This window comes from Methylosinus sp. (assembly GCF_036560965.1).
Lineage (GTDB): Bacteria > Pseudomonadota > Alphaproteobacteria > Rhizobiales > Beijerinckiaceae > Methylosinus.
In genome coordinates, this window is record NZ_DATBQF010000019.1 from 40,427 (window position 1) to 53,261 (window position 12,835).

Here is a 12,835-nt window from a genome sequence, read left to right on the forward strand (position 1 = left end):
TCCGAGTCGGGATCAAATTGCTCCGATTTTCCTGGGAAGGACTTGACCTAGATCAAAGATTGCGGCGTCTCACAATTCTTTCTCGGCGGCTGTGACTCTTTGGCAACAGGCCGCTGCTGTTGCCATCGCGCGGCGATCCTATTAATCGGAGGGCGAACCGCCGGATTCTTCGGCCTTTCCGGGCCAAATCGGGAGAATCGCGGCAGATCGCCGGCGAACGGCCGCTTAAGAAGCTCGGTCGAGGCTGCGACAATTCGACTTGCCACAACAAGAGCCGAAGTCCGCGGCGAGGCCGCGTTCGGCGGGGGAGAGACGATGCTCGAGGCGGCCTTGGCGCATGGGCTGAAGAAAGAGGAATACGAGCGCATTCTCGCGCTGATTGGCCGCGCGCCGAGCCTCACCGAGCTCGGAATATTCTCGGCCATGTGGAACGAGCATTGTTCCTACAAGTCTTCGCGCATTCATTTGCGCAAGCTGCCGACCAAGGCGCCCTGGGTCATCAAGGGTCCGGGCGAGAACGCCGGCGTCATCGACATCGGCGGCGGCGACGCCTGCGTGTTCAAGATGGAGAGCCACAACCACCCGTCTTTCATCGAGCCCTATCAAGGCGCTGCGACGGGCGTGGGCGGCATATTGCGCGACGTCTTCACGATGGGCGCGCGGCCGATCGCTTGTCTGAACCTACTGCGCTTCGGCCAGCCGGCGCATCCGAAGACGCGGCGTCTCGTCGCCGGGGTCGTCGCCGGGGTCGGCGGCTATGGCAATTCCTTCGGCGTGCCGACGGTCGGCGGCTCGACGGAATTCGACCGATCCTACGACGGGAATATTCTCGTCAACGCCATGGCTGTGGGCCTCGCCCGCGCCGATTCGATTTTCTATTCGGCGGCGGCCGGCGTCGGCAATCCGATCGTCTATCTCGGCTCCAAGACCGGACGCGACGGCATTCACGGCGCCAGCATGGCCTCCGCCTCCTTCGAGGCCGACGCCGAGGAGAAGCGCCCGACCGTGCAGGTCGGCGATCCCTTCTCGGAGAAGCTGCTGCTCGAGGCCTGTCTCGAGCTGATGGCCTCGGGCGCCGTCATCGCCATCCAGGACATGGGCGCGGCCGGCCTCACCTCCTCCGCCGTGGAGATGGGCGCGAAGGGCAATCTCGGCGTGGAGCTCGATCTCGACGCGCTGCCCTGCCGCGAGGAGGGCATGACCGCCTATGAGATGATGCTCTCGGAGAGCCAGGAGCGCATGCTCATGGTGCTGAAGCCCGAGCAGGAGCAAGAGGCCGAGGCGATCTTCCGGAAATGGGGGCTCGATTTCGCGATCATCGGCAAGACCACCGACAATCTGCGCTTCGTGGTCAAGCACAAGGGCGTCGTCGAGGCCGATCTGCCGATCAAGGAGCTCGGCGACGAGGCGCCGGTCTATGACCGGCCCCATGTCCCGACGCCGAAGCCGCCGGTGCTCGATGCGGCTTCGATCGCGCCGGTCGACTCCAATGCTCGAGCGCTGCTCGCCCTGCTGGCGACGCCGGACCTCTGCTCCAAGCGCTGGGTCTGGGAGCAATATGATCATCTGATCCTCGGCAATACGGTGCGCGCGCCGGGCGGCGACGCCGCCGTCGTCCGCATCCGCGAGGGGCGTAAAGGCCTGGTGCTGACCACCGATGTGACGGCGCGCTATTGCGCGGCCGATCCGGCGGAGGGCGGCCGCCAGGCGGTGGCGGAGGCCTGGCGCAATATTTCCGTGCGCGGCGGCCAGCCGCTGGCGCTCACCGACAATCTCAATTTCGGCAATCCCGAAAAGCCCGAGATCATGGGCCAGCTCGTCGGCTGCCTCGAAGGCATAGGCGAGGCGGCGCGGGCGCTCGACTTCCCGATCGTCTCGGGAAATGTCTCGCTCTACAATGAGACGCAGGGGGCCGGCATTCTGCCGACGCCGGCCATCGGCGGGGTCGGCGTGATCTCCGATGTGGCGCTCGCCGCGACCATCGCCCTGCCCGAGGGCGGCAAGACCATCCTGCTCATCGGCGAGACGAGAGGCTGGCTCGGCCAGTCGCTCTATCTGCGCGATCTTTGCGGTCGTCGCGACGGCGCGCCGCCGCCGGTCGATCTCGAGGCCGAGAAGCGCAATGGCGATTTCGTCCGCGCCCTCGTGCTCGAGCGGCGGGCGCTCGCCGCCCATGATCTCTCGGATGGCGGGCTCGCCGTGGCGCTCGCGGAAATGGCGCTCGCCGGCGGCGTCGGCGCGACGATCGCGCGCCTGCCCGCGGGGCCCGCCCATGCGGTTCTGTTCGGCGAGGACCAGGCGCGTTGCTTGATCGTGGCCGAGCCCGCCGAGGCGGAGGCGATCGAAAAGGATGCGAAGGCGGCGGGGGTCGCGGTCCTCGCCCTCGGCGTGACCGGCGGAAACGAGTTGCATCTCCCCGGTGAGGCGCCGATATTGCTTTGTGATATGCAACATGCGCAGGAGGCGCCGCTGCCGGCCTATATGGCCGGAATGGACGGCGCCTTCGCCGAGGCTCCAGGAGGTCGATGCGCAAATGGCGATGCAAAGAAGTGAAATCGAGCGTCTCATCAAGGTGGCGATTCCGGACGCCGTGATAGAGATCACCGCGCTCGTCGACGACGGCGATCATTGGGCCGCCTCGGTGAAATCGGAGTCGTTTCGCGGCAAGAGCCGCGTGCAGCAGCATCAGATGGTCAACAAGGCTTTCGGCGAGCGCCTCGGCGGCGAGCTGCATGCTTTGGCGTTGACGACGATCGCTCTATAAATCGTTTCTGCGCCCGGCGGGGCTCGCCGGGCCGCCTGCAACGGAACCTTGAATTCCGCTCGAAAGGAAATCCCATGTCCGACACCACAACCGTGATCAAGAACGAGATCGACAGCGCCGAAGTCGTGCTGTTCATGAAGGGCACGCCCGCCGCTCCGCAATGCGGCTTCTCCTTGCAGGTCTGCCAGATTCTCGGCCAGATCGGCGTCCCGTTCAAGAGCGTCAATGTGCTCGCCGACCCTGCCATTCGCGACGGGATCAAGGCCTATTCCAGCTGGCCGACCATTCCCCAGCTCTATGTGAAGGGCGAGTTCGTCGGCGGCTGCGACATCACCCGCGAGATGTACCAGTCGGGCGAGCTGACCGCTCTGCTCGATCAGGAAGGCATTGCCCACGCCCAGACGGCCAAGGCCTGACGCGGCGCTCCTTCTCCCGTTTACGGGAGAAGGACGGCCCGGCGGAGCCGGGTCGGATGAGGGTCGGGAGCCGAGAGGCCGGCCCTCTTTCGATTACGATCAGCGCGACGTGGGACGAGCGCTCATCCGACTCGCTTCGCGGGACCGCCGTCTCCCGCGATCTAGAGACGGGAGCGCCTAACCGCCGATGTCGACGCCCTTGGACCGGGCGAGCGCGATGACCAGCAGCCCAACATGCTGGCTGTTGACGATCCCGCCGCCGAGCGCCAGCTCCAGCGCCTTCCGCCATGGGATGCGCTCGACGCAAATGTCCTCGCCGCTGTCGAGTTTCAGAGGCGCTATCTCTCTCGCGCCCTCGCCGTAGAGGAGGTGGAGCCAATTGGAGTGGCTCGCCGGATTGGGCGACAGACGCGCCAAATGTCGCAATGATGGCGCGGCGTGTCCGGTTTCCTCCAGCAATTCGCGCGCGCCGGCGGCTATGGGGTCGCTCTCATGCGCATCCAGCCTGCCGCCCGGCAGCTCCAGCGACGCGACGCCGGCGCCATGGCGATATTGCCAGACCAGCAGCAGACGGTCCTCCTCGTCCAGAGCGACGACATGGACCCAGTCGGGATATTCCAGCACATAATAGGGATCGAGCGAGACGCCGCGCCGCGTCACGCAATGATCCGCGCGCAGCGTGAGCCATGAATCCTTCACGAGCGTCTGCGAGGAGCGGACCTCCCAGGGCCGCAAAATATCGTCGGTCAAGTCGCGCGTCCTCAGGGCGTGGGTCTGGACGAGATCTCCGCCGTGCGCGTCACCAGCGAGCGGCCCTCTTCGGAATCCCAATTGGCCGGTCCCTGCATCAGGCCGATCTGGCAGCCCGAGCCGTCGATGAGGAAGGTCGTCGGCAGGCCCAGCGCCTGGCCGCTCTGCCGCAGCTGGAAGAAGATTTCCGCCTTGGGGTCGGCGTAATAGGCGAGATTCTTCGCGCCGATCTCGCCGAGAAACGCCTTGGGCCGTTCGAGGCGAGAGGTGTCGACATTGATCGTCACCACCTCGAACTTTTCCGAGCCGGCGGCCGCCTGCAGACGGTCGAGCGCGGCCATCTCGCCGCGGCAGGGCACGCACCAAGTGGCCCAGAGGTTGAGCAGCACGGTCTTGCCCTTGAAATCCTCGAGCTTGCGCGGCTTTCCGTCCGGCCCGGTGAAGGTCACGTCCGGCATGGGCTCGGGCGCGTTGGCGATGGCCATGGCCGCGACCTGGCCCTTGGCGAGCGCCGACACGCGCTGCGACGTCTCGCGTGAGGCGGCGCAGGCCTGGCTCACAGCGCTCGTCTTGCCGCTAGAGCCGCCGTTCACGTATAGAACGCCGGCTATGGCGGCGACGACGAGAGTCGCGCCCGCGATTTTCGGCAGATTGCCTCGGCTGGAGCTTTCCATCTGGTCGGTCATCGATCCTGTTCCGCGAGGAGTTATGACGAGCAAAATATGGGGTGGCCGCTTTCAGAGCGCAACCGACGCGATTCTGGAGGCGATCAACGTCTCCATCGATTTCGACAAGCGCCTCGGCCCACAGGATGTGCGGGGCTCGCTCGCGCATGTCGCCATGCTGGCCGAGACCGGCATAGTCTCGGCCGAGGACGCCGCCGCCATCACGCGTGGTCTAGACCAAATCCGCGGCGAAATCGAGGAGGGGCGCTTTGCCTTCTCGCGCGCGCTCGAGGACATTCATATGAATGTCGAGTCCCGCCTCGCCGACATCATCGGCCCGGCGGCCGGGCGGCTGCACACGGCGCGCTCGCGCAATGACCAGGTGGCGACCGACTTCCGCCTCTATATGCGCGACGCGATCGACGACATCGACGCGCAGCTCGCCGATCTCCAGCTCGCCCTCGCCGAGAAGGCGCTGGAGGAGGCCGGCAGCGTGATGCCCGGCTTCACCCATCTGCAATCGGCGCAGCCGGTCACTTTCGGCCATCATCTGCTCGCCTATGTCGAAATGCTGGCGCGTGACCGCGGGCGTTTTTCCGATGCGCGGACGCGGCTCAACGAATCGCCGCTGGGCGCCGCCGCGCTGGCCGGCACCTCCTTCCCCATCGATCGCGAGAAGACGGCCAAGGCGCTCGGCTTCGCGCGGCCGACGGCGAATTCGCTGGATAGCGTCTCCGATCGCGATTTCGTGCTGGAGACGCTGGCCGCGATGGCGATCGCGGCGACGCATCTCTCGCGTTTCGCGGAGGAGATCGTGCTGTGGACGACCTCGCAATTCGCCTTTGTCGCGCTCTCCGACAAATTCACCACCGGCTCCTCCATCATGCCGCAGAAGCGCAATCCCGACGCCGCCGAGCTGGTGCGCGGCAAGACGGGACGCATCATCGGCGCGCTGCAGGCGATGCTGGTGGTGATGAAGGGCCTGCCGCTGGCCTATTCCAAGGACATGCAGGAGGATAAGGAAGGCACATTCGACGCGCTCGACAATTTCGCGCTCTGCGTGGCGGCGATGGCCGGCATGGTGCGCGACATGAGCGTCGATCGGCCGCGCATGCGCAAGGCTGCGGGCGCGGGCTACGCCACCGCCACCGATCTCGCCGATTGGCTGGTGCGCGCGCTGGGGCTGCCCTTCCGCGAGGCGCATCATGTGACCGGCCGCATCGTCGGAATCGCCGCCGAGCGCAATGTCGGCCTCGAGAAGCTGCCGCTGGAGACCATGCAGGCGGTGGAGCCGCGCATCACCGAGGATGTGTTCAACGTGCTCGGCGTCGAGAAATCGGTGAAGAGCCGCACGAGCTACGGCGGCACGGCGCCGGAGAATGTGCGCAAGCAGGCGCGCCGCTGGCTGAAGCAATTGGCGAAGAAGTAGGAGAGAGCAGCGCCCTCGGCCTAAGGCTCCCTCATCCTGAGGAGCGGCCGCAGGCCGCGTCTCGAAGATGCGGGAGCCGTCAGCGCGGCCTTCTGAAGCTCACCCTCGTGCTTCGAGACGGTCGCTTTGCGACCTCCTCAGCATGAGGGTGAGGGTGATTGAAAGCGCGCGGTCTCGTCATCCGCGCGCTTTCGTCTATAGTGCCGGCCCGATCCGGCTCCGATGGATGAGACCTATGGCTGATCTGCTCCGGCCGCGTTCGGCGGCGACGCTTCTGATTCTCGCGCTCGCGCTCGCCGGCTGCGGGCGGCGCGGCGCGCTCGATTATCCGCCGGAGGTCGCGGCGCGGCCCAAGGCCGTGGTGGTGCAGAAGACGACGCTCACGCCCGTCGGCGGCAAGACGCCCGTCGCCGAGGATGTGAAGGCGGTGGAATTTATTCCCGGCACGCCCGGCTATCGGCCGCCCGACCAATATCCCTTCATCCTCGACCCGCTGATCGACTGAAACGAGCGACATGCATCACTTCGACTATCGCGCCGGCGCGCTCTTCGCCGACGATGTTCCGTTGGCCAAAATCGCCGAGCAGGTCGGAACGCCCTTCTACTGCTATTCGGCGACGACGATCCGCCGGCATTTCCAGGTCTTCTCGGCCGCCTTCGCCGGGCTCGACGCGCTGGTCTGCTATGCGCTGAAAGCCAATTCCAATCAGGCCGTGCTGGCGCTGCTCGCCGGCCTCGGCGCCGGTATGGACGTCGTGTCCGGCGGCGAGCTGAAACGCGCCCGCGCCGCCGGCGTTCCCGCGAGCAGGATCACGTTTTCCGGCGTCGGCAAGACGGCCGCCGAGATCGCGCTCGCGATCGACCAGGGCATTTTCTGCTTCAATGTGGAGTCGGAGCCCGAGCTCGCCGAGATTTCCCGCATCGCCTCCGCCAAAGGCAAACGCGCGCATATCTCGCTGCGCGTCAATCCGGACGTCGACGCCAAGACTCACGCCAAGATTTCGACCGGCCTCGCCGAGAATAAATTCGGCGTGCCGCTGTCGCGCGCCCGCGCGATCTACGCCCATGCGGCGAAGCTGCCCGGCATAGAGGTCACCGGCGTCGATATGCATATCGGCTCGCAGATCACCGATCTTTCGCCCTTCGACGAGGCTTTCTCGCTGCTCGCCGAGCTGGTGGCGGGGCTGCGCGCCGATGGGCATATGATTTCGCATGTCGATCTCGGCGGCGGGCTCGGCATTCCCTATCACGAGGGCGAGGACCCGGCCTCCTATCACCCGGATCGCTACGCCGAGATCGTGCGCCGCCATATGGCGGGGCTGGGGTGCAAATTGCTGTTCGAGCCGGGGCGGCTCATCGTCGGCAATTCGGGAATATTGGTCACGCGCGTGCTCTATGTGAAGCAGGGCGAGGCCAAGTCTTTCGTCATCGTCGACGCCGGCATGAATGATCTCGTCCGCCCGACGCTCTATGACGCTTGGCACGAGCTGATCCCGGTCGCGCAGGCGGCGCCGTCGCATCCACGCATTATCGCCGATGTCGTCGGGCCGGTGTGCGAGACCGGCGATTATATCGCGCTCGGACGTTCGATCCCGGAGCCGGCGCAGGGCGATCTCTTGGCCATTCTGACGGCCGGCGCCTATGGCGCGGTGCAGGCGGGGACCTACAACAGCCGCCCGCTCGCGCCGGAGGTTCTCGTCGACGGCGACAAATGGGCCGTGGTGCGCGAGCGCCCGAGCGTCGAGCAGCTGATCGCGCTGGATTCTGTGCCGGAGTGGCTACGGAAGTAAGGGACTTCGCGTCGATTTTTGAAAGGCGCAAACATGCGGCGTTTTTCGTCTTTTGGATTGCCGGCGTCGGCGCTGTTCGCAGTTGTTTACGCGCTCCTCCTCACGGGAACGCCGACGCTGGCGGAGGAGGCAACTTGGTTCTTCGAGGCGAAAAACGACGCTAGTCCCGCCAAATTCGGCTTTACGAGCGGTTCTTCAGGCGAGTCCGTATTCGTCTCCGGCGCCTGCGAGAAAAACGTCCATCTCGACGTCGCCTTCAGGCTCTCCGCCTTGGCGGAACTGGTCAAATCCGGGGCCTATCCTTCGATCAATTTCGTTATGGACGGCGCGGCCGAGAAATTCGCCATCGGTCGACTGAACATGAACGAAAGCGGACCGTCGATGTGGACGCCGACGATCGAAGGCCTTCCGAAGGAACTCTTCGAGAAATGGGCCAAAGCGAAGAAGGTGTCGATTCAATTGCTGGCCGACAAAAAGGTGCTGGACATTTATCAGGCGTCGACGGATCGCGGCCGCGCGAAAGCCATAGCGAAGGTGGCAAAGGAATGTTTTTGACGGGTCTTTCGGCCCAGGCACGGCTCAGCGCAGGAACTTCAGCGCCGCGAGCAGGAAACCGCCGAGCGCCATTTGCGTGACCACGAGCCAGCGGAGAATATCGACCTCGAGGTTGGCGGAAGAGGTCTCGATCTTCGATTCGAGCTTCAGCTCGACCTCGCGTAGATCCGCCTTCGTAGCGAGCGAGCCGGCGTCGATCTCCCGAAAAGCTTCGACCACGCCAGTGGCTTGCTCTTCCGAGAAGCCTCTCTTGCGTAGAATTTGCACGATGGCGAGCGTGACGATCGTCAGAGCCGTCATGGACGTTAAGATAGCATGTTCGCGGCCGCATTCAACACGCCGGCCGTGAGGGTGGCGGGTCAGCTTGCGTCGTCGGCCTTCGGGGATGTCGGACGGCGGGCGCTATGGCGAATGCCGTGAATGACGATTTCGGTTTCCGTTGCACGATAAAAAATCAAATAGGGGTAAGGATAGACCACCATGCGGCGAAGACCGCTCTTGCTGGTCGAGCAGCCCGCTCGCGGATGCTGCAAAAGCAGCGCCGTCATTGCATGAATTCGCGCTTTGACGCTGTGCGCGCCGTTTGGCGAACGCTCATCGATGAAAGAAAGGATCTTGTCGAGCTCGGCGGCGGCGCGGAGGGTGTAGCGGAGCTTCACAGGCCATGCTTCGTCCAGATGGCCCGCAGCTGTTCGTCCGTCGCGAACTCGCCGCGCTCCGCCTGCGCGAAAGACTCTGCGAACGAAGCTTCTTCCTCGGCGGTGAGCTGCACGACTGGCGGCTCGTCGCCGGTCATCGCCATGATGACGCGCGCCATGTCGTCCTGCATGGCGGCGGGGAGGCTACGGGCCGCCTCGAAGGCCTGTTCGAGCAGTTTCGTCATGGGGGAATTCTACCCATTCGGCCGGCGCGCGGGAAGGATTTTCCGCGTGTCTGCTTCGTGCAAAAAAGCCATTCAAATTCAATGGTGTGAATTTTGTTCATATTTCTTGATATTTGGATATGGCGGCAGCGTCAGAGCATTTCTGTAACTAGGTTACAGAAATTGCTTGACGCGCCCTTCCTTAAGGTATTTATAGACAGCCATGGTTCAAGACAAAGCCTGGAAGACAAAGCCTGAAAGGAATGAATTATGACGGTCTCCCCCAACCAACCTCCCTACGACCCTGCGGCCGTTGGTGCGGCCATCGACAACATCATCGCCGCTTTAGAGCGCCTTAGGCTGCTGCTTGTCCTAGAGGATAGCGCTGACTCTTCGGAGTTCGACCCCAAAGACCCTGCGAACAAATACGAAGTGGGCGGCTTAGAAAAGCTCACGAATCGCGGGATTGAAATTTGCTATCGCTACTTTGATGCTGGCAAAACTCGCTATGCCGTTTCGGAACTCATGAACATCAGCTTTGGTGCTGCAAATCATCGCTACAAAGCATGGGAAAAAGCTGGCGGTGTCAACCGCGTCAAGATGGCTATCTAATAGCGATCAATCGCCTCGTCGTGCGAGGAAGGTGCGGGTCAGGCGCGGCCTTCGCACAACTTACGAATATGGCACTGCGTCTCACGCGGACGCAGCCTTCGCATAGCCGGTTACATGGAACCCTGCGAGTGGGCGCGTCCGACCCTCATGACGGGAAAGCGATCCAACAGGCCGCCCCACGGCTCTGGATCGCTTCGCTTCGCTTCGCTCGCGATGACGGCGCGGGCAGCTTTACGCCCGCCCCTCCACGCTCTTCTCGATGATCTGCGCGAGATCGGTCATGATCGCGTTGAGATCGTAGTTCTTCGGCGTGTAGACGGCGGCCACGCCATTGTCGCGCAGCAGCTTCTCATCGGCCGGCGGGATGATGCCGCCGACGACGAGCGGCACTTCGCCGAGGCCCTTCTCTTTCATCAGCCGCAGCACCTCATGGGCGAGCGTCACATGCGAGCCGGAGAGGATGGAGAGGCCGACGCAATGCGCGCCTTCCTTCTGCGCCGTCTCGACCAGCTCCGCGGGCGTCGAGCGAATGCCGGCGTAGATCACCTCGAAGCCGGCGTCGCGGGCCCGCACGGCGATCTGCTCGGCGCCGTTGGAATGGCCGTCGAGGCCCGGCTTGCCGACCAGAAATTTGGCGCGCTTGCCGATTTTGGTGGAGACGCGCTGCACCTCCTCGCGCACGGCGTCGAGCTGGCCGCCGACCTGCCGGGCGGTGGAGGAGACGCCGGTCGGCGCGCGATATTCGCCGAACACGCCGCGCAGCACCGTGCCCCATTCGCCCGTCGTGACGCCGGCCTTGGCGGCGGCGATCGAGGGCTCGACCATATTGCGGCCTTCCTTCGCCGCGCGGACCAGCTCGTCCAGCGCCGCCTGCGCGGCCTTGGCGTCGCGTTGCGCGCGCCAGGCGTTCAGCCGCGCGATCTGTTCGGCCTCGACATGCTCCGGCACGACCATGATCTGATTGTCGCCTGCGGTCAGCGGCGACGGCTCGCCCTCGGTGAATTTATTGACGCCGATGACGATCTGCTCGCCGGCCTCGATCCCCTCGAGCCGCGCCGTATTGCTCTCGACCAGCTTCGATTTCATATAGCCGAGCTCGACCGCCGCCGCGGCGCCGCCCAGCTCGTCGATCTTCTTCAGCTCGGCGACGGCCTCTTCCTTCAGCGACGCGACCTTCGCCGCGATCGCCGGATTGCCGTCGAATATGTCGCCATATTCCAGAAGGTCGGTCTCATAGGCCATGATCTGCTGCATGCGCAGCGACCATTGCTGATCGAAGGGCCGCGGCAGGCCGAGCGCCTCGTTCCAGGCCGGCAGCTGCACGGCGCGGGCGCGGGCGTTCTTCGACAGCACGACGGCCAGCGACTCGATCAATATGCGATAGACGTTGTTCTCGGGCTGCTGCTCGGTGAGGCCGAGCGAATTGACCTGCACGCCGTAGCGGAAACGGCGGGATTTCTCATCCGTCACGCCATAGCGGTCGCGGGTGATCTCATCCCACAGCTCGACGAAAGCGCGCATCTTGCACAGCTCGGTGACGAAGCGCATCCCGGCGTTCACGAAGAAGGAGATGCGGCCGACCACCTCGGCGAAATCCTTGTCCGACAGGCCGGCGGCTTTCACGCCGTCGAGAATGGCGCAAGCAGTGGCGAGCGCATAGGCCAGCTCCTGCGCCGGCGTCGCGCCGGCCTCCTGCAAATGGTAGGAGCAGACATTCATCGGGTTGAACTTCGGACATTCCTTCGTCGTGAAGAGAATGAGGTCCTGCGTCAGCCGCAGCGACTGCGCCGGCGGAAACACATAAGACCCGCGCGAGAGATATTCCTTGATGATGTCGTTCTGCGTCGTGCCTTGCAGCTTTGCGCGCGGCGCGCCTTGCTCATCCGCCGCCGCGATATAGAGCGCGAACAGCCAGACGGCGGTGGCGTTGATCGTCATCGACGTGTTCATATCGGCGATCGGAATGCCGTCGAACAAAGTGCGCATGTCGCCGAGATGCGACACCGGAACGCCGACCTTGCCGACCTCGCCGCGCGAGAGAATGTGATCGCTGTCATAGCCGGTCTGGGTCGGCAGATCGAAGGCGATGGAGAGACCCGTCTGGCCCTTGGCGAGGTTGGAGCGATAGAGAAGATTCGACTCCTTGGCCGTGGAATGGCCGGCATAGGTGCGGAACAGCCAGGGCTTGTCGCGACGCGGGGCAGCGGATTCGGTCATGTGTTCGGTCTCCCTCCGAAGCTTGCGATAACACAAGACGCTGGCGAGGCAAAAGCGGGCAGGTGGGGGGTCACGGAGCCAGCACGGCGACGCCCAGCGCCGGCGCCGCCTCGGCGAGCCGGCGGTCCAGCGTGCAGAGCTTCGCGCCGTGGTCGGCGCAGAGGGCGAGATGCAGCGCATCGCCGGCGCGCAGGCCGAGGCCGTGCTGGTCGCAGAAATGGGCGGCGGTTCGGAAGTGAAGCGGAGCGATCGGCAGAAGCAGGAAGCTCGCGGACGCGAGCCGCGCGAATTCGGCCAGCGCCTCGGCGCGCTGCGGAAGTCCGATCTGGCGGTTGCGCAGCTTGATCGACAAAGCGGAGGAGAATTCCGTCACCACCCAGTCGCTGATCGCCAGCTCGCCGGTCTGCTCGCCGAGCCAGGAGTGGACGCGATCCGTCTCCGCCTCTCTGGTCAACGCCGCGACGAGCAGCGACGTGTCCAGATAGAGCGTCAATAGCGGTCCTCGTCGCGCATCCGGCGCGTGAAGTCTCCGGCGGATTCCGCCTCGGGCGGCATGGCGTCGGTGAGCGCCCGCAAGCGGGCCACATCGACGCGCTTTTTCGGCTCGTCGAGCGGCGCGATCTTCGCCACGGCCTTGCCGCGGCGCGTGACGCGAACCGTCTCGCCCTGCGCCGCGCGCTCGACGATCTCGCTCAAATGGGCCTTGGCTTCCGCAACGGTGACGGCGCTCATCTTCGCCTCATGACCAACCAGATGACCAATTTAGAGCAGTGTC

16 protein-coding genes are annotated in these 12,835 nt (G+C 64.7%); 8 read left to right on the top strand and 8 right to left on the bottom strand.

The genetic code is table 11. The features are described 5' to 3' along the window. Nucleotides 1-315 precede the first annotated feature (315 nt). The 3 genes from purL (at nucleotide 316) to grxD (ending at nucleotide 3,180) form a co-directional block, all read left to right on the top strand. The gene (gene purL, locus VIF40_RS06080; protein WP_331936628.1) at nucleotides 316-2,553 is read left to right on the top strand and encodes a phosphoribosylformylglycinamidine synthase subunit PurL; all 2,238 of its coding nucleotides are present in this window, start codon (nucleotides 316-318) and stop codon (nucleotides 2,551-2,553) included. Next, on the top strand, nucleotides 2,534-2,764 hold the full coding sequence (locus VIF40_RS06085) for a BolA/IbaG family iron-sulfur metabolism protein (protein ID WP_331936629.1): 231 nt from the start codon (nucleotides 2,534-2,536) through the stop codon (nucleotides 2,762-2,764). Before purL ends, VIF40_RS06085 begins: the two co-directional genes overlap by 20 nt. A gap of 74 nt (nucleotides 2,765-2,838) precedes the next feature. Further along, nucleotides 2,839-3,180, top strand: a complete 342-nt coding sequence (gene grxD / locus VIF40_RS06090; protein ID WP_331936630.1) for a Grx4 family monothiol glutaredoxin — start codon at nucleotides 2,839-2,841, stop codon at nucleotides 3,178-3,180. A gap of 177 nt (nucleotides 3,181-3,357) precedes the next feature. Here the strand turns inward: grxD and VIF40_RS06095 are convergent, their stop codons facing one another. Both VIF40_RS06095 and tlpA read right to left on the bottom strand, forming a co-directional pair. Continuing rightward, on the bottom strand, nucleotides 3,358-3,930 hold the full coding sequence (locus tag VIF40_RS06095; RefSeq protein ID WP_331936631.1) for an NUDIX hydrolase: 573 nt from the start codon (nucleotides 3,928-3,930) through the stop codon (nucleotides 3,358-3,360). Between the two features lie 11 nt (nucleotides 3,931-3,941). After that, the gene (tlpA, locus tag VIF40_RS06100) at nucleotides 3,942-4,616 is read right to left on the bottom strand and encodes a thiol:disulfide interchange protein TlpA (protein ID WP_331936632.1); all 675 of its coding nucleotides are present in this window, start codon (nucleotides 4,614-4,616) and stop codon (nucleotides 3,942-3,944) included. A gap of 22 nt (nucleotides 4,617-4,638) precedes the next feature. On the opposite strand from tlpA, the gene argH reads away from it, so the two are divergent. The 4 genes from argH (at nucleotide 4,639) to VIF40_RS06120 (ending at nucleotide 8,369) form a co-directional block, all read left to right on the top strand. Then, entirely contained in the window at nucleotides 4,639-6,024 is a 1,386-nt protein-coding gene (gene argH / locus VIF40_RS06105; RefSeq protein ID WP_331936633.1) for an argininosuccinate lyase, read from the top strand. Nucleotides 6,025-6,259: 235 nt separating this feature from the next. Beyond that, nucleotides 6,260-6,529 (top strand): LPS translocon maturation chaperone LptM, encoded by a 270-nt coding sequence (gene lptM / locus VIF40_RS06110; protein ID WP_331936634.1) that lies wholly within the window; start codon nucleotides 6,260-6,262, stop codon nucleotides 6,527-6,529. A gap of 10 nt (nucleotides 6,530-6,539) precedes the next feature. Then, nucleotides 6,540-7,814, top strand: a complete 1,275-nt coding sequence (gene lysA / locus VIF40_RS06115; protein WP_331936635.1) for a diaminopimelate decarboxylase — start codon at nucleotides 6,540-6,542, stop codon at nucleotides 7,812-7,814. Between the two features lie 33 nt (nucleotides 7,815-7,847). Beyond that, nucleotides 7,848-8,369 (top strand): hypothetical protein, encoded by a 522-nt coding sequence (locus VIF40_RS06120; protein ID WP_331936636.1) that lies wholly within the window; start codon nucleotides 7,848-7,850, stop codon nucleotides 8,367-8,369. Nucleotides 8,370-8,393: 24 nt separating this feature from the next. Here VIF40_RS06120 and VIF40_RS06125 read toward each other — a convergent pair whose 3' ends face one another. From VIF40_RS06125 to VIF40_RS06135, 3 genes are read right to left on the bottom strand one after another with little or no spacing between them, the layout of a single operon-like run. After that, nucleotides 8,394-8,669 (bottom strand): hypothetical protein, encoded by a 276-nt coding sequence (locus VIF40_RS06125; RefSeq protein ID WP_331936637.1) that lies wholly within the window; start codon nucleotides 8,667-8,669, stop codon nucleotides 8,394-8,396. A gap of 59 nt (nucleotides 8,670-8,728) precedes the next feature. Further along, nucleotides 8,729-9,028 (bottom strand): type II toxin-antitoxin system RelE/ParE family toxin, encoded by a 300-nt coding sequence (locus VIF40_RS06130; RefSeq protein WP_331936638.1) that lies wholly within the window; start codon nucleotides 9,026-9,028, stop codon nucleotides 8,729-8,731. Next, the gene (locus VIF40_RS06135) at nucleotides 9,025-9,252 is read right to left on the bottom strand and encodes a hypothetical protein (protein ID WP_331936639.1); all 228 of its coding nucleotides are present in this window, start codon (nucleotides 9,250-9,252) and stop codon (nucleotides 9,025-9,027) included. The genes VIF40_RS06130 and VIF40_RS06135 overlap by 4 nt, the downstream gene beginning before the upstream one ends. Nucleotides 9,253-9,501: 249 nt before the next feature. Here VIF40_RS06135 and VIF40_RS06140 point away from each other — a divergent pair, with 249 nt between their 5' ends. Beyond that, complete coding sequence (locus VIF40_RS06140) at nucleotides 9,502-9,843, top strand: hypothetical protein (RefSeq protein WP_331936640.1); 342 nt, start codon at nucleotides 9,502-9,504, stop codon at nucleotides 9,841-9,843. A 231-nt stretch (nucleotides 9,844-10,074) separates the two neighbouring features. Here the strand turns inward: VIF40_RS06140 and VIF40_RS06145 are convergent, their stop codons facing one another. From VIF40_RS06145 to VIF40_RS06155, 3 genes are all read right to left on the bottom strand, one after another. Next, complete coding sequence (locus VIF40_RS06145) at nucleotides 10,075-12,060, bottom strand: protein meaA (protein WP_331936641.1); 1,986 nt, start codon at nucleotides 12,058-12,060, stop codon at nucleotides 10,075-10,077. Nucleotides 12,061-12,130: 70 nt separating this feature from the next. After that, entirely contained in the window at nucleotides 12,131-12,553 is a 423-nt protein-coding gene (locus VIF40_RS06150; RefSeq protein WP_331936642.1) for a type II toxin-antitoxin system VapC family toxin, read from the bottom strand. Beyond that, entirely contained in the window at nucleotides 12,550-12,792 is a 243-nt protein-coding gene (locus VIF40_RS06155) for a type II toxin-antitoxin system prevent-host-death family antitoxin (RefSeq protein WP_331936643.1), read from the bottom strand. The genes VIF40_RS06150 and VIF40_RS06155 overlap by 4 nt, the downstream gene beginning before the upstream one ends. Nucleotides 12,793-12,835 lie beyond the last annotated feature (43 nt).